The 19,151-nt window shown below is 71.8% G+C and carries 17 protein-coding genes; 4 read left to right on the plus strand and 13 right to left on the minus strand.

Annotation, left to right across the window (positions count from 1 at the left end; translation table 11 throughout):
* Positions 1 to 204: 204 nt before the first annotated feature.
* From ACWGLC_RS09665 to ftsH, 7 genes are all read right to left on the minus strand, one after another.
* On the minus strand, positions 205 to 1,449 hold the full coding sequence (locus ACWGLC_RS09665) for a DUF6779 domain-containing protein (protein WP_452099685.1): 1,245 nt from the start codon (positions 1,447 to 1,449) through the stop codon (positions 205 to 207).
* A gap of 167 nt (positions 1,450 to 1,616) precedes the next feature.
* Entirely contained in the window at positions 1,617 to 2,093 is a 477-nt protein-coding gene (locus ACWGLC_RS09670; protein WP_452099687.1) for a DUF3180 domain-containing protein, read from the minus strand.
* Position 2,094: 1 nt separating this feature from the next.
* The gene (gene folK / locus ACWGLC_RS09675; protein ID WP_452099688.1) at positions 2,095 to 2,619 is read right to left on the minus strand and encodes a 2-amino-4-hydroxy-6-hydroxymethyldihydropteridine diphosphokinase; all 525 of its coding nucleotides are present in this window, start codon (positions 2,617 to 2,619) and stop codon (positions 2,095 to 2,097) included.
* Positions 2,616 to 3,011: a dihydroneopterin aldolase gene (gene folB, locus ACWGLC_RS09680; RefSeq protein ID WP_452099690.1), complete on the minus strand. Its 396-nt coding sequence runs from the start codon at positions 3,009 to 3,011 to the stop codon at positions 2,616 to 2,618. Before folB ends, folK begins: the two co-directional genes overlap by 4 nt.
* The gene (folP, locus tag ACWGLC_RS09685) at positions 3,011 to 3,832 is read right to left on the minus strand and encodes a dihydropteroate synthase (RefSeq protein WP_452099691.1); all 822 of its coding nucleotides are present in this window, start codon (positions 3,830 to 3,832) and stop codon (positions 3,011 to 3,013) included. Before folP ends, folB begins: the two co-directional genes overlap by 1 nt.
* 41 nt (positions 3,833 to 3,873) lie before the next feature.
* Positions 3,874 to 4,497, minus strand: coding sequence for a GTP cyclohydrolase I FolE (gene folE / locus ACWGLC_RS09690; RefSeq protein ID WP_452099692.1), 624 nt, complete (start codon positions 4,495 to 4,497; stop codon positions 3,874 to 3,876).
* A 36-nt stretch (positions 4,498 to 4,533) separates the two neighbouring features.
* The gene (gene ftsH / locus ACWGLC_RS09695) at positions 4,534 to 7,083 is read right to left on the minus strand and encodes an ATP-dependent zinc metalloprotease FtsH (protein WP_452099693.1); all 2,550 of its coding nucleotides are present in this window, start codon (positions 7,081 to 7,083) and stop codon (positions 4,534 to 4,536) included.
* 183 nt (positions 7,084 to 7,266) lie between these two features.
* On the opposite strand from ftsH, the gene ACWGLC_RS09700 reads away from it, so the two are divergent.
* Positions 7,267 to 8,613, plus strand: coding sequence for an amidase (locus ACWGLC_RS09700; protein WP_452099694.1), 1,347 nt, complete (start codon positions 7,267 to 7,269; stop codon positions 8,611 to 8,613).
* Positions 8,614 to 8,648: 35 nt separating this feature from the next.
* Here the strand turns inward: ACWGLC_RS09700 and ACWGLC_RS09705 are convergent, their stop codons facing one another.
* The 6 genes from ACWGLC_RS09705 to dacB all read right to left on the minus strand — a co-directional run bounded on the left by ACWGLC_RS09705 (position 8,649) and on the right by dacB (position 14,797).
* Positions 8,649 to 8,876, minus strand: a complete 228-nt coding sequence (locus ACWGLC_RS09705; RefSeq protein ID WP_452099696.1) for a hypothetical protein — start codon at positions 8,874 to 8,876, stop codon at positions 8,649 to 8,651.
* A gap of 55 nt (positions 8,877 to 8,931) precedes the next feature.
* Entirely contained in the window at positions 8,932 to 9,843 is a 912-nt protein-coding gene (locus tag ACWGLC_RS09710; RefSeq protein ID WP_452099697.1) for a sigma-70 family RNA polymerase sigma factor, read from the minus strand.
* A gap of 56 nt (positions 9,844 to 9,899) precedes the next feature.
* Positions 9,900 to 11,435, minus strand: coding sequence for an acyl-CoA synthetase (locus tag ACWGLC_RS09715; protein ID WP_452099699.1), 1,536 nt, complete (start codon positions 11,433 to 11,435; stop codon positions 9,900 to 9,902).
* A gap of 307 nt (positions 11,436 to 11,742) precedes the next feature.
* Positions 11,743 to 12,300, minus strand: coding sequence for a hypoxanthine phosphoribosyltransferase (gene hpt, locus ACWGLC_RS09720; RefSeq protein ID WP_452099700.1), 558 nt, complete (start codon positions 12,298 to 12,300; stop codon positions 11,743 to 11,745).
* Positions 12,301 to 13,317 carry a tRNA lysidine(34) synthetase TilS gene (gene tilS, locus ACWGLC_RS09725; RefSeq protein ID WP_452099717.1) on the minus strand — a complete coding sequence of 339 codons (1,017 nt, stop codon included), beginning with the start codon at positions 13,315 to 13,317 and terminating at the stop codon, positions 12,301 to 12,303. It abuts the gene before it with no gap.
* An 88-nt stretch (positions 13,318 to 13,405) separates the two neighbouring features.
* Entirely contained in the window at positions 13,406 to 14,797 is a 1,392-nt protein-coding gene (gene dacB / locus ACWGLC_RS09730; protein ID WP_452099702.1) for a D-alanyl-D-alanine carboxypeptidase/D-alanyl-D-alanine endopeptidase, read from the minus strand.
* A gap of 188 nt (positions 14,798 to 14,985) precedes the next feature.
* Here dacB and ACWGLC_RS09735 point away from each other — a divergent pair, with 188 nt between their 5' ends.
* From ACWGLC_RS09735 to ACWGLC_RS09745, 3 genes are all read left to right on the plus strand, one after another.
* Positions 14,986 to 15,498 (plus strand): inorganic diphosphatase, encoded by a 513-nt coding sequence (locus ACWGLC_RS09735; RefSeq protein WP_230929899.1) that lies wholly within the window; start codon positions 14,986 to 14,988, stop codon positions 15,496 to 15,498.
* Positions 15,499 to 15,664: 166 nt separating this feature from the next.
* Entirely contained in the window at positions 15,665 to 16,300 is a 636-nt protein-coding gene (locus ACWGLC_RS09740) for a TetR/AcrR family transcriptional regulator (RefSeq protein WP_452099704.1), read from the plus strand.
* Between the two features lie 15 nt (positions 16,301 to 16,315).
* Positions 16,316 to 18,715 (plus strand): MMPL family transporter, encoded by a 2,400-nt coding sequence (locus ACWGLC_RS09745; protein WP_452099706.1) that lies wholly within the window; start codon positions 16,316 to 16,318, stop codon positions 18,713 to 18,715.
* The last annotated feature ends 436 nt before the right edge of the window (positions 18,716 to 19,151 follow it).

Raw genomic sequence — 19,151 nt, forward strand, 5'->3', positions numbered from 1 at the left:
GCGGCGGGTCCCGGACATCTCGCTGGCGAGGATAGTCGCGCACGGGGCACTGGACACCATTCAGTGGCGCACCTCACACGCGCCGTTATCGGGCTGACGCCGCCGGGGCTTTACACTGGCGGCGCATGGCCTCGCCAGGTTTTCGCATCTCGGCCGGGGGCCGGCCGGGCATAAGCGAGCAATTAGCCGCGCATCAGCCGAGGATCAGTCCTCAGCGCGACGACGACGGCGCCCACCGGCCGACGCGTCGTCCTCACCCTGTGCGGAGTCTCCCCCACCCAGCCGCGCCATGAGTTCGGCGACCGAGAGCCCGGAGCCGGAACCGTGGCGGCTCGCGGGCGCGGTCTGCTCGTCCTGCCACGGCGTGGCCCTGGGGCCCTCCGGGGCCGGAGCCGACTCGGCACGCTCCGGAGTCTGGGCCGACGGAGTGGCAGGTGTGGCGGGCGGAGTCGCGGGCGCGGCGGTCTGGGCCGACTCGGCACGTTCCGCGGCGGGCGGGGTCTGCGTCCGCGCCGCTGGAGTCGACTCGCGGCTCGGGGCCACGGTCTCCGCCGAACGCCACGACGACCGCGACGTCTCGCTCACGGGCCGGACCGCCGGCCGACGCGGCGAGGACTCCGGAGCCTCGGAGCGGGCGCGGCGCCCCTGGACAGGAGAGAACTTCTCGGTGCGCTCGGTGCTCGGGGTGGCGTCCGGGCCCACGCCCGCCGCCGGCACGCCGGACGACTCGGCCGCGGCATCCGAGGTGCTCGGCGAGGAGCTCGGCGATACACCCGGCGAAGTCGGCGACGCCGCAGCGCCGAAGCCGCTGACCGGAACCGAAGAAGACGACGAGGAAGACGACGATGTGCCCGTCGCCGCGGAATACGGACGCGACGTCGAACTCCACGGCTGGCCGTCCGACTCGGCCGCACGGCGACGGGGCTCGACCCGCTCGGACGGCACGGACGGCAGCGAGCCGGCACCGAGCTGGCCGGCGGGCGCGTGGCCACCGACGGCGAACCGGTCCTCGGGCAGGGACACGCCCATCGCGCTGAGCTGCTCACGTAGCGCCGCGATCTCCTGGCGGAGGCCGAGGACGGATTCGGAGGTCTCGGTACGGACCGAGTCGCGCAGCTCCTTCTCCACGACCAGCTCGTGCTCGCGGCGGGCCGAGATCTCCCGCTCGAGTTGGAGCTCGTAGACGGTGTGGAGGTCGCGGACGCGGGCGGCCTCGGCAGCCGCCTGACGGCGGTACCGGGCGACGAGGAACGCGCCGATGAAGGCGGCCCACAGCGCGGCCAGCGTGCCGACACGCATCCAGACCGGGTTGTCGGTGAACACCATCACCACGGTGGCCACCGCCGCGAGGATCAGCAGCACGCCCAGGGCGATGCTGGCCAGACCGCGGTCGTCGCCGCGGCCGGGGCGAGCCAGCCTGGGCTTGTCAGTCGAGCCGTCGGAACTCATGTCCCGCATGATAGCGCCAGAATCATTGGTCACACAGGTAACCGAGGTGTGTTGGTCCGAACTCTCCCCCGGCAGGCCGGGCGATCGGGTATAGCGGGGACCCGGGAGCCGCGGCGGCGAGGCCCGCCGGAGGAGCCGGGTCGGCTGGGCGAGGCCGGCGGGATGTGTCAGGTCGGCTGGGCGAGGCCGGCGTTGTCGTCGTCGTCAGGCGGGGTCTGGCACGAGGCCTCCAGGAACAGTCCCGCCCCGACCAGGACCGCGCCGGAGATCAGGACCGCCACGGCCGCCGGCCACTCCTCGCCCGCCACGGCGAGCTCCCCGAGCCGGAGCAGGAAGAACAGGGTCAGGCCGGCTCCCACACCGGCCGCGGCCGCGCCGAGGACCGCGGAGGCCTGGCCGAGCGCCGCGCTGCGCGCGATGGTCAGCGGGTGCATCTGGCTGCGGTCCTGGCCGACCGAATTGTCCGAGATCGCGCCCCGGATCCGCAGGGCCAACAGGATGTCGACCGCCGCGACCACGATCAACGTCACCCAGCCGAAACCGATCGGGGGGAACGAACCGAGGAACGTCCCGGTGAGCACGTACGCGGCGACCGCGGCCACGAGTGCGACCAACGCGAGCGTGAGCGTCGAGATCCTGGTCATCTCAGCCCGCCCACCCGTCCGGGGACAGCGAGTCATCCAGGCGGCGAACCGCGCTGACGTCCGCGGGGTCGAGGGCGCGGAGCAGGTCCCGGAGGAGGGATCCGGCGAGTGTCGCCCCGGGCTCCGCCTCGAGCCACGGGACCAGGACGAACGCCCGCTCGACGGCGCGGGGATGCGGGAGCGTGAGGGTCGGATCGTCCGAGGCCACAGGGCTGCCGTCCACGTCCGCCGCGATCACGTCGACGTCCAGGGTGCGCGGGCCCCAGCGCACGTCCCGGGTGCGGCCGGCCGCACGCTCGCGCTCGAAGCCCCACTCGAGGACATCGGCGGGCGAGCCGGGGTGCTCCACGATGAGGACCGCGTTGAGGAAGTCGTCCTGCTCGACGCCGCCCCACGGCGGGGTGGCGTAGACCGACGACGCCGCGCGCAGGATCCCGTCGGCGGCGGCCGCCTCGGCCACCGATCTGAGCAGGGCCAGGGCGTCGCCCTGGTTGCCGCCGATCGACAGCACCGCGCGGCAGCTCATCGCGGGACCGCCACCCGGTCGCGGCCGTCCTTGCGGGAACGCCGGGCGACCACCGCCACGTCGGCGAACTCGGCGGGGATCGGCGCCTGCGGCTTGTGGAGGGTGACCTCCACGGCGTGGGCCGTCGGGGCCATGTCCATGATCCCGTCCGCGATGCGTGAGGCCACCGTCTCGATGAGGTCGCAGGCCGGGCCGGACACGACGTCGTGCGCGAACTGCGCCAGAGCGCCGTAGTCGACCGTGTCGGCGAGGTCGTCGGAGGCGGCGGCCGCCGTGAAGTCGGTCCACAGCACCAGGTCCACCAGGAAGTCCTGGCCGTCCCGCTTCTCGTGTTCGAAGACCCCGTGGTTGCCGCGGACCCGGAGCCCCGTCAGTTCGATCCGGTCAGCCATCAGCTGGTTCCCGCCTTTCCTGCTGTCCACGCGGAGGCGACTCGCACGGCATCCGCACTGGGTGCCACGTCGTGCACGCGCACCCCCCATGCGCCGGCCGCGGCGGAGATCGCCGTGATCGCCGCGGTCGCCGCGTCGCGGCCAGAGACCTCCCGCGGCACGCCGTCCCCTCCGTGCAGCAGCGACCCGATGAACCGCTTCCGTGAGGCCGCGACCAGGACCGGGAAGCCCAGGTCGATCAGCTGGTCCAGGCCGCACAGCAGCGCCCAGTTGTCGTCGGAGTTCTTGGCGAACCCCAGACCCGGGTCCAGCACGATGTCGGAGGCGTCGATTCCTGCGGCGATCGCGGCGTCAGCCCGTCGGGCCAGGTGGTCACGGACCGATCCCACGACGTCGCCGCCGTAGTCGACCCGGCCGCCGGCCCCGGCCCGGTAGTCGTCGGGTGAGACCCAGTGCATGAGGATCACGGGCGCCCCGTGATCGGCCACGACGCGCAGCATGTCCGGGTCGGCGAGGCCGCCTGAGACGTCGTTGATGATCGTCGCGCCGTCCGCCAGTGCGCTCCGGGCGACCCGGGCGCGCATCGTGTCGACCGAGACGGCGACCCCCTCGGACCGGAGCTCGCGGACCAGCGGGAGCACCCGCCGCTGCTCGTCGGCCTCGTCGACGCGAATGGAGCCCGGACGGGTGGATTCACCACCGACGTCGATGAGATCGGCGCCATCGGCGACCATCCGGCGGGCATGCGCCACGGCATCGGCGTACGCGAGGTGACGTCCACCGTCGGAGAACGAGTCCGCGGTGACGTTGAGGACGCCCATGACCGCACAGCGGCCGGGGCGAGGAAGCGGAGGCGCCGAGCTCACGTCCCGCGCAGGAGGCCCATTGCCTCCGCCCTGGTCGAGGCGTTGGTCCGCATGATGCCCCGGACCGCCGAGGTGGTGGTGACCGAACCCGCCTTCCGGATACCCCGCATGGACATGCACAGGTGCTCGCACTCGATCACCACGAGCACGCCCGCCGGGTCGAGCCGGTCGACCAGCGCGTCGGCGACCTGGCTGGTCAGCCGCTCCTGGACCTGGGGGCGCTTGGCGTACAGGTCCGCCAGGCGGGCCAGCTTGCTCAGTCCCGTGACCGCACCGGACTTGCCGGGGATGTAGCCGATGTGGGCCACCCCGTGGAACGGCACCAGGTGGTGCTCGCACGTCGAATAGATGGGTATGTCCCGCACGAGCACCAGTTCACGGTGGTCCTCGTCGAAGGTCTTGGCCAGCACATCCGCCGGGTCGGTGAACATCCCGGAGAAGACCTCACGGTAGGCGCGCGCGACCCGGGCCGGGGTGTCGCGCAGCCCCTCGCGGTCCGGGTCCTCCCCCACCGCGATCAACAACTCACGGACAGCGGCTTCGGCGCGCTCGGCGTCGAACCCGCGACCCGTGGTGACCGACCGCAGTTCGACGGAAGGCATCTGGTCAGTGCTCGTCATCAATCCTCTTCTCGCACGAATCCGACCTCTCGGAGGTCAGTCGTCACGTTCCCACGGCGCACGCCACCCGGGAGCCTTGTCCTCGCGGCGGTGTGAGCCCCGATTGGTGGGCTCGGTGCCGCGGCCCGAATCAGTATCCGGGAACGGCTCCGGGTCCGGCGCCCGGGTCTGCTCCGGGGCCGGGCGTTCCCGATCACGCTCGGGAACCGGGTATGCGGACTCGGGAGCGGAAGCCGGCTCGGCGGGACGGGGAGCCGGCGGGGCGGCCGGGGCCTCGTCACGGGGCATCGCCGGGAGACGGGTGGTCTCCGCACCGCTCGGGCCCTGCTCGCCGTACCGGCCCGACGAACTCGGGGGCCAGCCGGGCGCCGACCAACCGGGAGGCGGCGGCGTGCCGTAGGCCGGGATCGCGGTGGTCGGCTGTTTGGAGCCGGCGAACTCACGGGGACCGCCTCCCGGTGCCTGCCACGGGCCGGGCCGGTCGGAGCCGGGCCGGTCCGTGTCGGGCCGGTCCGTGTCAGGTCGACCCGGGCCGGTGCCGTTGACCGTCTCGCGGCCGTTCTCCGGGCCCGCCTCGTTCTGGCCTGCACGCGAGGGCGGCAGCACGGGCATCGCGAAGGGATCGGTGATCGGCGGAGGCCACGGCTCGCCGCGCTCCTTGGCCAGCTCACCCGGGGTCTTGATGGGCGGGTGGGTGGAGGGGATGCGCCCACCGAAGTCGTCGAACTCGGTGATGCGCGGCCGCTTGACGACGTCGGCGAACAGCCGCACCAGGTCGTCCTGCCGCAGCGTCTCCTTCTCCAGGAGTTCGCCGGCCACCGCGTCGAGGATCTCGCGGTTGGCCTCCAGGACCTGCCACGCCTCGGTGTGGGCGGCGTCGATGATCCGACGCACCTCGTCGTCGATGACCTTGGCGATCTCGGGTGAGTACTCCACGCTCGAGCCGCCACCGCGGCCGAGGAACGGGTCCCCGCCCTCGCCGCCGTACTTGACCGCACCGAGCTTGGCGCTCATGCCCAGCTCGGCGACCATCGTCCGGGCGATCCGGGTGGCCTGCTCGATATCCGAGCTGGCGCCGGAGGTGGGCTCACCGAAGATGTACTCCTCGGCCGCACGCCCTCCCATCGCCATGACGATGCGCGCGATCATGTCCGCCCGGGTCATCAAGCTCTTGTCGTCCTCCGGGACCACGAGTGCGTGACCGCCGGTGCGCCCGCGGGCCAGGATGGTGACCTTGTGGACGGGCTCCAGGTCCTCCATCGCCCACGCGGCCAGGGCGTGCCCGGACTCGTGGTAGGCGGTGACCTTCTTCTCGTGCTCACTGATCACGCGGTGCTTGCGGCGCGGGCCGCCCACCACGCGGTCGGTGGCCTCCTCGAGGACGTCGATCGAGATCTCGTCATGCCCCATGCGGGCCGCGAGCAGCGCGCCCTCGTTGAGCACGTTGGCCAGGTCCGCACCCGACATGCCGATCGTCCGGCGTGCGAGCGCCTCCATGTCCACGTCCGCGGCCAGCGGCTTGCCGACCGAGTGCACGGCGAGGATCGACTCACGGCCGCGGAGGTCCGGGTTGGTGACCGGGACCTGACGGTCGAAACGGCCCGGCCGCAGCAGCGCGGGATCGAGCACGTCCGGGCGGTTGGTGGCGGCGATGAGGATGACCGTCGAGCGGTCGTCGAAGCCGTCCATCTCCACCAGGAGCTGGTTGAGGGTCTGCTCACGCTCGTCGTGACCGCCGCCCATGCCGGAGCCGCGGTGACGACCCACCGCGTCGATCTCGTCCACGAACACGATGCACGGCGAGTTCTGCTTGGCCTTCTCGAACAGATCGCGGACGCGCGAGGCGCCCACACCGACGAACATCTCGACGAAGTCCGACCCGGAGATCGAGTAGAACGGCACCCCGGCCTCACCGGCGACGGCGCGGGCCAGCAGCGTCTTGCCGGTGCCCGGCGGGCCGTAGAGCAGCACGCCACGCGGGATCTTGGCGCCCAGCCGCTCGTAGCGGGCCGGGTTCTGGAGGAAGTCCTTGATCTCGTTGAGTTCCTCGACCGCCTCGTCTTCGCCCGCCACGTCGGCGAACGTGGTCTGGGGCATGTCCTTGTTGAACTCCACCGCGCGCGACTTGCCCACCCCGAACAGGCCGCCCTTGCCGCCCTGCATGCGGGTCATGAAGTAGAAGAGCAGACCGAACAGGATGAGCATCGGCAGCAGGAACGAGGCCATCTGCATGAGGAAGCTCTGCTGCGTGACCGTCGTGTTGTACGTCTCCGGGCCGGCCGCGGCCACCCGGTCGAAGATCTGATCGGCCGCCCGCTCCGGGTACTTGGCGAGGATCTTGTCAGTCTCGTCCTCACCCTCGGCCGGGGTGATCGGCGAGGAGAGCTCGAGGCGCAGCTGCTGCTCCCGGTCCTCGATCAGCGCTTCCTTGACGTTGTCCGCATCCACCTGCGCCAGCGCCACCGAGGTGTCGACCTCGGTGTAACCGCGTTCGTCGTTGGCGAAGAACGAGAACCCGACGATCAACAGGATGATGACGCCGGCGATCGCCACGTTGCGGAAGACGGTATTGCTCTTTCGATCCATTCGGCCCTCATGTGGGAAGAACGGCCCGACCGGACGGCGGACCCGATGATGCGACCGACGAAGTCGGTATCGCCCCAGGCTACCCGCGAACACCGACAGCCGACCGGGGTGATCGCCCAGGGCGGACAGCGGTGACGGGCGAGCCCGGACGGCCGCCCACCTCGTCGTCGTACGATCAGGGCCGTGACCACCGATCCCCTCTCCGCCATCGAGACCGCCGAGGCCGTGCGTACGGGCGCGCGCGGCGCCCTGGACACCCTCGACGCCGCGTTCGACCGGATCGACGATCTCGACCCGGCCCTGCACGCCTTCACCACCCTGCTGCGCGCGGACGGCCGCTCGGCCGGCGCCGCCGTCGACGCCGGGCCCGTGGAGGAGCGCGCGGGCCTGCCCCTGGCCGGGGTCCCGCTGGCCATCAAGAGCACCGTCACGCTCGAGAACCCGGTCGTCGCGCCGCTGGTGGCCGCCGGCGCCGTCCCCGTGGGGATCACCGCGGCCCCCCAACTGTGCACGTGGGGGATGACCGACTCGGACGCGCACGGCATCACCCGCAACCCGCTGGACGTGTCCCTGACCCCCGGCGGCTCCTCGGGCGGATCGGCCGCCGCGGTCGCCTCCGGGATGGTGCCGCTCGCGGTGGGTGACGACGGCATGGGTTCCCTGCGGATCCCCGCCGCGGCCTGCGGGCTCGCCACGATCAAGCCCGGGCGCGGCGTCGTGCCCACCCGGCTCGGGCGGGACAACTGGGGGTACCTCGCCGAGTCGGGCCCCCTGGCCAGGACCGTCGCGGATGTCGCGCTCGCGCTGTCGCTGATGGCCTCCCTGCCCGAGCTGGCAGACGTCGACGAGGTGCCCGACGGGACCCGGATCGGCGTGTCCACCGACAGCCCGATCCGCCTCGGCCGCGATCTGGTCCGCGTCCACGAGCCGTGGAAGCGCGCGGCCCGGGAGGCCGCCGACCGTCTGCGTGGGGACGGCCTCGTCGTCGTCGACACCCCCCTCCCCGCCCCGCGCGACCCGTTCCTCTACCTCGCGCGGTGGACCTCCGCGGTGGCCCGCGCCGCCGAGGAGGAGAACCTGCCGCTGTCCGCGATGGAGCGCCGCACCCGCCACCACGCACTGCTCGGGCGCACCGTGTTCCGGCGCGGCGGGGCCGGGGACGGTGACACCCGCTGGAACCGCGCGGCCGAAGTGTTACGCGCCGACATCGTCGCCGTCATGGAGACGGCCGGCGTGGACGTGTGGCTCACCCCGGCGCTCGCGAACGTCCCGCCCGAGGCCACCGACTGGCATCGCCGGTCGTGGGGGCGCTCCATGTGGGCGTCGATGCAGTTCTCGCCGTTCACGCCGCTGGCCAACGTGCTCGGCTGGCCCGCCGCCACCGTGCCGTGCGGTGTCACCCACACCCCGCTCGGGCGGCGCCTACCCACGTCCGTGCAGTTGATGGGCCGCCCCGGGTCGGAGGCGACACTGTTGGCGTTGGCCGCCGTGATCGAGCGGAACGACGACGACACCGTCGACACCCGCTAGCACCACACGGGGACGCGGGCATCGACCGGCGCGGTTCAGTCCTCCGGCAGCTCGGCGAAGCGCGCCTTGACGTCGTTGTACCAACCCAGCGACTGGCGGGGCCGCAGCCAGCGCCCCTTCATCTCCTTGCGCGCGGGCACGTGGGCCTCGTCGCCGGCCTTGACGCGTTCCCTGAGGTGGGCGTCCTGGGCGTTGATCACGTCGTCGGCCGTCTCGCCGTGGTGGGCGAGGTCGCAGGGTCCGCCCAGGTCCGTGCAGGTCATGGTCTTCACGATGAATCATCCCTCTCGGGTCGTGGCCGCGGACCGTCCGCGCGCCCTATTCCTCTGACGACTCCGGCGCCCCGGATGTGACCGGGCCGGCGCGTCGACGTCGACGCACTCCCTGCAGGACGCGCTCCTCGGCCCGGAAATCGATCCGGCGCACGACCCCGTCCGCGACCAGGAAGTCGAACGCCACCCGGGCGGCGCCGCGGTCGAACCACGCGGCACCGGGGCGATCGTCGACGTGCACCGGCAGCGCCGCCGCGGCGGCCCCGTTGAAGAACTCCGCGACGGCGTCCCGACCCTCGATGCGCTCCGGGGTGCCGATCCCCACCGCGACGGGGTCGCCGACCACCACGACGTCCGGCGCGAGCAGGCTCACCAGCCGGGCGAACTCGCCGTGGCGCGCGGCGGCGAGGAAGGCGTCGACCACCGCGGCGTCCGCCGACCCCTCCGTCCCGTCCGTCGTGTCGGCGCCCGGGCCCCGTCCCCCGCCGACCCGGGCGCGCGCCCGGGAGGCCAGCTTGCGGGCGGCCGCCGGGGTGCAGTCGAGGATCTCGGCGATCGCGGCGAACTCGACCCCGAACGAATCGTGGAGCACGAACGCCACCCGCTCCGTCGGGGACAGACGATCCACCACGACATGCAACGCGGCACCCACGGAGTCGACGAGCACCACGTCGTCGACCGGGTCGACCGACGAGACGGCGGCGCGGCCGTCGCCGGTGTCGTCCGCGACCGGCATCGGGACCCGGGCCTTGAGCCGGTCCAGGCAGAGCCTCGTGACGACGGTGGTCAGCCACGCGCCCGGCGAATCGATGGCCGAGGTGTCGGCACGGTCGAGCCGGAGCCACGCCTGCTGGACGATGTCCTCGGCCTCGGCGGGATCGGCGAGGATCCGGGCCGCGAGCCGGACCAGCCGCGGCCGGTCGGCGGTGAAGAACTCCAGTACCCGATCCCGGTCCACCCCGGTGATCCTAGAAGACCGACCGGGTGCTGGGACGGCGATCAGCGCATCACGTTCTACGCGTACTGCTGCACGATCCGACGCTTGACCAGCTTGCCCGTGGGCGTGCGCGGCAGTTCGTCGACGAAGTCCAGGCCGCGGGGCAGCTTGAAATCGGAGATCGTGCCGCGCAGCGCGCCGAGGATCTCCTCGGCCAGCGCCGGGCCGGGCTCCTGCCCCTCGGCCGCGACCACCACCGCGTGGACCCGCTCACCCATCTCCTCGTCGGGCAGGCCGATCACCGCGACGTCGTCCACCGCCGGGTGCAGGACGAGCGCGTTCTCGATCTCCTGCGGGTAGATGTTCACGCCGCCCGAGATGATGGTGAACGCCTTGCGGTCGGTCAGGTAGAGGAAGCGGTCCTCGTCGAGGTAGCCCACGTCGCCGAACGTCGCCCAGGTGGAGTGGTCCGGGTGCCGGACGGACGCCGTCTTCTCCTCGTCGCCGTGGTACGAGAAGGAGTTCTCGTCGTTCTGCCAGTAGATGGTGCCGATCTCACCGGTCGGGAGATCGTTGCCGTCGTCGTCGCAGATATGGGCGATCCCCTTGAGCCCGTCCTTACCCACCGACCCCGGCCGCTCGAGCGCCTCCTCGGAGTTGATGAACGTGATGCCCATCCCCTCGGTGGCCGAGTAGTACTCGTGGATCACCGGGCCCCACCACTCGATCATGCGCCGCTTGACCTCGGGCGGGCACGGCGCGGCGGCGTGGATGGCGTGCGTCAGGCTCGACAGGTCGTGGCGGGAGCGCACCTCCTCGGGCAGCTTGAGCATCCGCACGAACATCGTGGGCACCCACTGCGAATGCGTGACCCGGTACTCCTCGATGAGCCGCAGCGCGTCCTCGGCGTCGAAGCGGTCCATGAGGATCACGGTGCCGCCGACCGAGTTGACGACGCCGCAGAAGCGCAGTGGGGCGGCGTGGTAGAGCGGTGCCGGGCACAGGTAGACACTGTCCGCGTCGAAGGCGTAGAGGAAGCTGAAGATCGGCGTGTAGTAGTCCGGCACCTCGTCGATCTGCCCCTCCGGCGGGTCGACGCGCACGCCCTTGGGTCGGCCGGTGGTGCCGGAGGAGTAGAGGAAGTCGTGACCGCGGGGCTGGTCGGCGGGCGCCTCGGTGGACCTGCCCTCGAGCAGCGTGCGGTAGTCCTCGAAGCCGTCCAGTGCGCCCCCGAACACCACCCGGTGCTCGAGGGTCGGATTCGCATCCGCGGACAGGTCCACGTGGTCGGCCACCGGGGCGGAGACGAACAGCGCTCGTGCCCCACAGTCGCCGATGATGTAGGACGACTCATCCGGCGTGAGGTGGTGGTTGATGGCCGCGATGTAGAGCCCGGACCGCAACGCACCCCAGTAGATCTCCACCATCTCGAGCGTGTTGTCCGAGACCACCGCGATCGTGTCCCCGGGCCGCAGGCCCCAGTCGTCGACCAGCAGGTGGGCGAGCTGGGCCGATCGGGCCTCGAGCTGCCCATAGGTGATCTGCTCGCCCGTCGCGGGGCGGATCACGGCGGGCTTGTCGGGAGTGGTGGCGGCGAAGGCTCCGGGGAACATGTCGCCAGCATATATCCGGCATGTGATCCGGATCACCGTTTTCGGACCGTGGTCCAAGTAGAAGCGAGAAGCGCTGTGCTCAGCCGCAGCGGGATGCCCAGTGGAGCCACGAGCGCAGCGTCAGTCCCGGGCCCAGGCGGCAGGTGCCCGGTTGCAAGACACGGACTTCAATCTGCAAGACACCAGGTGCGCTTCAGGGCCGGTTTTCCGCACTTGATGTCTTGCAACTGGCCGCGGATGTCTTGCAACAGGCGGGCAGGCGGGCCGGGCGGGCGCGGCGGCGCGGGGGGGGCGGCCGGCCCGCGCCTCAGGAGTACATGCGCGGGTGCAGCCGGCCGATGTACGGCAGATCGCGGTACCGCTCCGCGAAGTCGAGGCCGTAGCCCACGACGAACTCGTTGGGAATGTCGAAGCCGATCTCCAGGATGTCCAGGTCGGCCTTCACCGCGTCGGGCTTGCGCAGCAGGGTGACGATCTCGATCGAGCGCGGGTTCCGGGTCCGGAGGTTGCGCATCAGCCACGACAGGGTCAGGCCGGAATCGATGATGTCCTCGACGATGATCACGTCGCGGTCGGCGATGTCGCGGTCGAGGTCCTTGAGGATCCGCACCACGCCGGAGGAACTGGTCGACGAACCGTACGAGCTGACGGCCATGAACTCCATCTCGGACGGGATCGGCAGCGCGCGGGCGAAGTCCGAGACGAAGATCGCGGCGCCCTTGAGCACGGCGATCAGCACGACCTCCTTCTCGACGTCCGCGTACTTCTCCCCGACCGCGGCGGCCATCTCGGCGATCCGCGCCTGGATGGCTTCCTCGCTCAGCAGGACGGATTCGATCTCGTCCGCGTACTTGTCCATCGTCATCTAGCTCCCCGCTCCGCTCGCCCGGTCGATCTCCAGGACCACCTTTCCATGCCGACGCCGGGCGACCAACCTGGTCACCCGGCTCTCGCCGGAGCCACTGCCACGGCCGGCCGCACCGCCGTGGATGTCCACACCGTCACGCCCGCGCGCGTCAGCCCCGCCGACGGCCACGCCGCCCTGCCCGCGCCAGTCGGTCACCAGCGCCGCCACGCCCGTCACGTGCGCGTACGTCGGCGACCCCACTCCCCCGGCGATCAGCCAGCGCCGGATCACCCGGGTCAGCACCGCGGCCGGCAACCGCTCGAGCCGGCTGACGTCCAGTCCACCGTCCGGGTCGACGGGTACGGCGGCGGCGAGGCGGTCGAGCTCGTCGTCGTCGACCCCCAACAGCTCGGCGGTGCGCGCCAGTCCCTCCGCGGCGCCGCCGGACAGCACGTCCTCGAGCAGCGGGAGGACCTCGTGGCGCAGGCGGACGCGCGTGTACGAGGGGTCGGTGTTGTGCGGGTCGTCCCACCAGGTCAGGCCGAGGTCGCGGCAGGCGGCGCGGGTGTCGGCGGCGCGCACGCCGAGCAGCGGGCGGGCCCACGGCGCGTCCCAGGCGGCCATGCCGCGCAGCGAGCGCGCGCCGGAGCCCCGCCCGAGGCCGAGCAGGACGGTCTCCGCCTGGTCGTCGAGCGTGTGGGCCAGCAGGACGGCGCGGCCGTCGCGCGCGGCGTCGAGCGCGGAGTAGCGGGCGGCGCGGGCGGCGGCCTCGGGGCCGGAGCCGTCGGGGTCGACGACGACGACGAGCACCTCCACCCCGGCCCCGATCACCCGCGCGGTGTCGGCTGCATCGCGGGCGACCTGCGCCGATCCCGGCTGCAGACCGTGGTCGACGATCAGAGCCGTGACCTCGTCGAACTCGGCGACGGCGGCGGCGAGCAGGGCCAGCGAGTCGGCGCCGCCGGACAGGCCCACACACACCGCGTCGCCGATCTCGGGGTGGTCGCGGCGGAACGCCCGTACGGCCGCGCGCACGGTCCAGGCGGCGCCGGTCCAGGCAGCACCGGTCCGCGCCGCGTCGGCCCTTGAAGCGTCGGCCCGCGCGGCGTCGGTCCGGCGTCCGTCAGCGGCAGCCACAGTTCCGTAGCTCCGCGGCGATCCGGTCCAGCATCGGGCGCGCGTCGGCGGGGTCGGTGCCCGAGGACAGCAGCGCGAAGCTCATCGAGCGGCCGTCGACGTCGGTGACCGTGCCGGCCAGCGCGCTGGTGCCGCTGAGGGTGCCCGTCTTGGCGCGGACCCAGCCGGCGCCCGCGCCCGAGGGGCCGGAGAAGCGGTCGGCCAGGGTGCCCGAGCCCGCGGCCACCGGCAGGGCGTCGAGCAGGTCGCGCATCTCGCGGGTCGCGTCCGGGCTCGAGGCGGTACGCAGCACGTCCGTCAGCACGGCCGCCGGGATGCGGTTGCCGGAGCTCATGCCGGAGCAGTCGTCCAGCTTCACGCCCGTCATGTCCAGGCCGTGCTCGGCCAGGGTGTCGATCACGGCGGAGGTCCCGGCGGCGAAGTCGGCCGGCTTGTCCGGGTTGCGGGCCAGCGCCACCTCGCGGCAGACCGCCTCGGCCAGCACGTTGTCCGAGTGGACGAGCATCGAGCGCACCCGCTCGACCAGCTCGGCCGACGAGACGCGCCCGATCTCCCCGGTGGTCTCGACCGGCTCCGCGGACACCCGCACCGTCTCCGGATCCACCCCCAGCTGCCGAGCCAGAATCCGGCCCGCCGCGAGCGCAGGTTGCGCGTAGCGCGGCGAGTAGTCGTCGGCCGGGTCCATACGACCGCCGTCGAGCATCCAAGGCTCGATCGGGGCCAGGTTGCCGGCCGCGATCTCGCCCGGCGACCAGCCCGGCCCCAGCGCGGGCCCGGTGTACGGCCCGGGCGCCACGATGATGCGGGCGGGAGCGAGATCCGAGGCCCGCACGATGTCCGCGGCCTGGGTGACCGTGGCCGAACCCGGGAACAGCGGGCCCGCTTCGGCGCCCCGGGACATCGTCGGGTCGCCGCCGGGGATCACCACGAGCGTGCCCGGCTCGGTCCCGCTCGCCAGCACGGTGTCCACGCGCGCGTCGGCGGGCAGCTGCGTGAGGGCGGCCAGGGCGGTGAGCAGCTTGGTCGTGGAGGCCGGGACCCTGGGCGCGTCCGGGTCGCGCTCCCACAGCACCTGCCCGGTCACGTCGTCGACGACACTGCCCGTGAGGTCGCCCACGGCCGGGGAGTCCGCCAACGGGGCCAGCACCCGGGCGAGCACCGCCGGATCGGGCATCGGGGCCGAGTCGCCCGCCGGGAGCAGGCCCGGGGACGGTCCGGCGGCAGAGGCCGCCGGTTCGTGGGCCGCGGCGTCGCCGTCGTCGACCTCCGTCAACAGTGCCGCGACCACCACGGTGGCCACGAGAACCGCCAGAACCAGCACGGATACACCGATCCGCCACGCGGTCGAGCGCCCGCGCCACACACCCCGCTCGGTCACGGACCACCCCCAGGACGAATTGTTTCCGTCAGCGACGCCGTCGACCGCGGCGTCGTCTGCAACCACCTACGCTAGCGGCCCTCGTGACGCCGACCACCCCCGGCGCCGGGCCGCCTACTAGAATCACCCCGGATTCCCCGGGCGCCGGTCCCGGAAGGTAACGAACGCCGATTCAGCGAGGTACGACAGTGACCGTCGAAGTGACCATCGAGATCCCCAAGGGCTCGCGCAACAAGTACGAGATCCACCACGAGACCGGGAAGATCTACCTCGATCGCTTCCTGTTCACCTCGATGGGATACCCGGCCGACTACGGCTACATCGACGAGACCCTCGCCGACGACGGTGACCCGTGCGACGCCCTGGTGCTGCTCGACGAGTCCGTCTTCCCCGGCGTGATCGTCAACTCCCGCGTGGTGGCCGTCTACACCATGTCGGACGAGGCCGGTGGCGACGACAAGCTGCTCTGCGTCCCCGCGCTGGACCCGCGCTGGGAGCACATCCAGGACGTCGACGACGTGCCGGATTTCGAACTCAAGGCCATCGAGCACTTCTTCCTCCATTACAAGGACCTCGAGCCCGGCAAGCACGTCACGCCCGGCGAGTGGAAGGACAAGGCCTGGGGCGAGAAGCTCGTCGTGGAGGGCGTCGAGAACTTCAAGAAGCACCCCGAGGAGAAGGCCGAGCCCTTCCGCGGCTGATCCAGGCGCCTCTCGTCAGGCCCGGCACCCACGTGGTGCCGGGCCTGACCCGTATCCGGCGGGTCGTGGGCGCGACGGTGTGCCCTCGATCACGGTGATGATAATCACGTAACTTTCAGCCGCCTGCAACTTTGCATGGCCATGCAGGATCCGTACGGTGGGCCGGGTGACCCCCGACTGTCTCAAGCCCCGCGGGCTGCGTGAAGCGAAGAAGGCACAGACGCGTTCCGCACTGTCCGCCGCCGCCCTCAACCTCGTCAGCACCAGGGGATACGAGGCCACGACCGTCGAGGCGATCGCGCAGGCCGCAGGCGTCTCGGTGCGGACGTTCCACAACTACTTCCCCGGCAAGGCCGCGGCGCTGGCGAACCTGGCGGCGAACCTGGTCGGGGAGTACCACGCCGAGCTCCGGGCCCAGCCCGACGAGGTGAGCTGCGCGGACGCCCTCCGCGATGCGTGGCGCGCGATGCTGGACAGGTATCGCGCCGATGTGGCGGTTCTCAGCGTGCTTATCGACGCGGTCGAATCCAACCCGGACCTGCGCAGACACCTGCAGGACAACCATCCCGAGGTGCTGGTCACCGGCGTCGAGGAGGTGGCCCGGCGGCTCGGTCTGGACCCCGCCGTCTCGGCTGTCCCGCACGTCGTCGCCGAGATCACCTTCACGCTGGCCGTCACGGTGATCCGGATGCACGCCTCCCCCGACTTCGCCGGACGCACCCAGGACGACCTTCTCGACGAGGTGTTCTCGGCGCTGCCCCTACTCGTCGCAGTCCCCACCGACCCACACCACACCGACTAGGAGAAACCAGAACACATGGCTTCCTTCCTCTACCGCATCGGGCGGGCCTCGTACCGGCGCTGGTACATCGTCCTGGCCTCCTGGATCGGCCTCCTCGCCGTGGTGGGCGGGCTCGCGGCGGCGTTCTCCGCCCCCGCATCCAGCTCGTTCACCATCCCCGGCATCCCGTCCGAGCGGGCGCAGACGCTGCTCACCGAACGCTTCGCCAGCGACTCCGGCGAGGACCCGCAGACGGCGCCGACCTTCACCATGGTCATCGCGACGGCGGACTCGAGCCCGCTGACCACCCCGGAGAACCAGGAGAAGGTCGCGGAGGTCCTCGACTCCATCCGCGACATCCCGGGGCTCGCCGCACCCGAGGCCGTCGGCACCCTGGGCCTGCCCGCCGAGGCTCTCGCGGCCGGCACGCCCGGCGACCAGCCATGGCTCACCGCCGTGCAGGCGCAGTCCGCGGGCCTGATCGAGCAGACCACCGCCGCCGGTGGCGACCCGGCGCAGGCCGAGACGGACGCCGCCACGGTTTCGCCCCTGTCCGCGGACGAGTCCGTCTACAAGGTCCAGGCCGGCTTCGACACCGAGATCACCCCCAACGCCGTCGACATGACCGACGAGCAGCGCCAGTCGCTGGCCGACGTCACCGACGCCGGTGAAGCGCTCGGCGTCGAGGTCGCCTACAACGGCCCCGCCGCCCAGGACATGGGCGCCATCGGGTTCACCTCCGAGATCATCGGCATCGTCGTGGCCCTCATCGTCCTGGCCATCACCTTCGGCTCGATCGTCGCCGCCGGCCTGCCCATCGTCACCGCGATCGTCGGCGTCGGAATCGCCGTGCTCTCGGTCCACGCCCTGTCGGGCACGGTCGAGGTCAACGACATGACCCCGATCCTGGCCACCATGCTCGGCCTGGCCGTGGCGATCGACTACTCCCTGTTCATCGCCAGCCGGTACAAGCACGAGATCCGACTCACCGACGACCGGGCACACGCCGCCGGCCGCGCGGTCGGCACCGCTGGCTCCGCGGTCGTGTTCGCCGGACTCACCGTGTTCATCGCGCTCGTCGCCCTCACGGTGGTGGGCATCCCCTTCCTGTCCGTGATGGCCCTGGCCGCTGCCGGCGCCGTCGTCGTCTCCGTCCTGATCGCCCTGACCCTCCTGCCCGCGCTGTTCGGCGCGCTCCAGGGCAAGGTCTTCGCCGGACGCCTGCCGAGGATCACCGCGCCGGATCCGGAGGACGAGGGCGTCAACACCACCGGTGAGCGCTTCGCCAAGGCCATGCGCGGCAAGCCGTGGATCGGCCTGGCCGGTGGCGTGGTGATCCTCGCGCTGCTCGCCATCCCGGTCGGCTCCATGCGTCTGGCCCTGCCGTCGGACACCACCATGGAGCAGGGCACCCCCGCCCGTGACGCCTCCGACCTCCTCGAGCGCGGCTTCGGCCCCGGCGCCAACGCGCCGCTGCTCGCGATCGTCGACGCCACCGACATCCCGGCCGAGGATCGGATGCCCGCCTTCCAGACGGCCGCCGCCGACTTCCGCGACATGGAGGGCGTGGTCAACGCCCAGGTCGTCATGACCAACGGCGATCCCGCCGACCCGCTGAGCGCCGACACCGCGCAGCTCCTGGTGACCCCCTCGACCGGCCCCACCGACGAGGCCACCGAGAACCTCCTCCACGCGATGCGCGACCACGCCGACGCCTACACGGCCGAGACGGGCGCGAACTACGGAATCACCGGCATCACTGCCATCCAGGCGGACGTGTCCGAGCGGCTGTTCGACGCGCTCATCCCCTATCTCGCGATCGTCGTGACCCTGGCGTTCTTGCTGCTCATGGTGGTGTTCCGCTCGATCGTCGTGCCGTTGACCGCCGCGCTGGGCTTCCTGCTGTCCGTCCTGGCCACCCTCGGCGCGACCGTCGCGATCTTCCAGTGGGGTTGGCTCGGACTGGTCGAGGGCACCCCGATCATCAGCTTCCTGCCGATCATCCTCATCGGCCTGGTCTTCGGCCTGGCCATGGACTACCAGGTGTTCCTGGTCTCCCGGATGCGCGAGTCGTACACCCACGGCGAATCCGCCAGCGACGCCGTGGTGCACGGCTACAAGTACGGTGCCCGCGTGGTCAGTGCCGCCGCGGTGATCATGATCAGCGTGTTCGGCGGGTTCATCCTCATGGACATGGCCTTCATCAAGACCATGGGCTTCGCGCTCGCCGCGGCCGTGTTCTTCGACGCCTTCGTGGTGCGCATGGTGATCATGCCGTCGCTGATGTACCTCATCGGCGACAAGGCCTGGTGGCTGCCCGGCTGGCTGGAGAAGATCCTGCCGAAGGTGGACATCGAGGGCGAGAACCTCGCCGTCGAGGCGCCGGGGGCCACCCCAGCCGCCGCGGACGAGCGGGAGAAGGTCAGCGTCGGCTGACCGCGCCGGCCGGGGTGGGCCCCGCCCGCCGCGGCCGGACCCGGCTCACACCGGCCCCCCCCTCCACGAACGAGAAGAGCGTTCCGCACATCCCGCCCTCGGGAAACGTGTGCGGAACGCTCTTGTCGTTTGTGCGGGTAGGCGGCACCGGCGGGCAGCGCGGGCGGGCAGCACCGGCGGGCAGCGCCGGGTGGGCGGCTCAGCGGCCGGTGTAGCTGGCGTCGCGCTTCTCGAGCGCGGCTCCGTCGACCGACTCACCGTCGAGGGGTCACACCCGATCACATACTCCGAGGTGCCCGCTTCGGAAACACGACATCTGCGACCACTCGACGAAGTTCGGGCTCTGGGCGCACACGAGAAGAGCGTTCCGCACATCCCGCCCGAGGTGGTCTCAGGGAGCTAGTGCAACACCCTGGCTGGATCGGGGTATGTGGTG

Source organism: Dietzia sp. NPDC055877, from assembly GCF_053615975.1.

Coding starts and splice junctions, on each gene's coding strand:
- hpt (WP_452099700.1), bottom strand. CDS start 12,300: ATGACGATGGACAAGTACGCGGACGAGATCGAATCCGTCCTGCTGAGC.
- folP (WP_452099691.1), bottom strand. CDS start 3,832: ATGGGCGTCCTCAACGTCACCGCGGACTCGTTCTCCGACGGTGGACGT.
- ACWGLC_RS09665 (WP_452099685.1), bottom strand. CDS start 1,449: ATGAGTTCCGACGGCTCGACTGACAAGCCCAGGCTGGCTCGCCCCGGC.
- folK (WP_452099688.1), bottom strand. CDS start 2,619: ATGAGCTGCCGCGCGGTGCTGTCGATCGGCGGCAACCAGGGCGACGCC.
- ACWGLC_RS09705 (WP_452099696.1), bottom strand. CDS start 8,876: ATGACCTGCACGGACCTGGGCGGACCCTGCGACCTCGCCCACCACGGC.
- ACWGLC_RS09715 (WP_452099699.1), bottom strand. CDS start 11,435: ATGTTCCCCGGAGCCTTCGCCGCCACCACTCCCGACAAGCCCGCCGTG.
- folE (WP_452099692.1), bottom strand. CDS start 4,497: ATGACGAGCACTGACCAGATGCCTTCCGTCGAACTGCGGTCGGTCACC.
- ACWGLC_RS09745 (WP_452099706.1), top strand. CDS start 16,316: ATGGCTTCCTTCCTCTACCGCATCGGGCGGGCCTCGTACCGGCGCTGG.
- ACWGLC_RS09670 (WP_452099687.1), bottom strand. CDS start 2,093: ATGACCAGGATCTCGACGCTCACGCTCGCGTTGGTCGCACTCGTGGCC.
- ftsH (WP_452099693.1), bottom strand. CDS start 7,083: ATGGATCGAAAGAGCAATACCGTCTTCCGCAACGTGGCGATCGCCGGC.
- folB (WP_452099690.1), bottom strand. CDS start 3,011: ATGGCTGACCGGATCGAACTGACGGGGCTCCGGGTCCGCGGCAACCAC.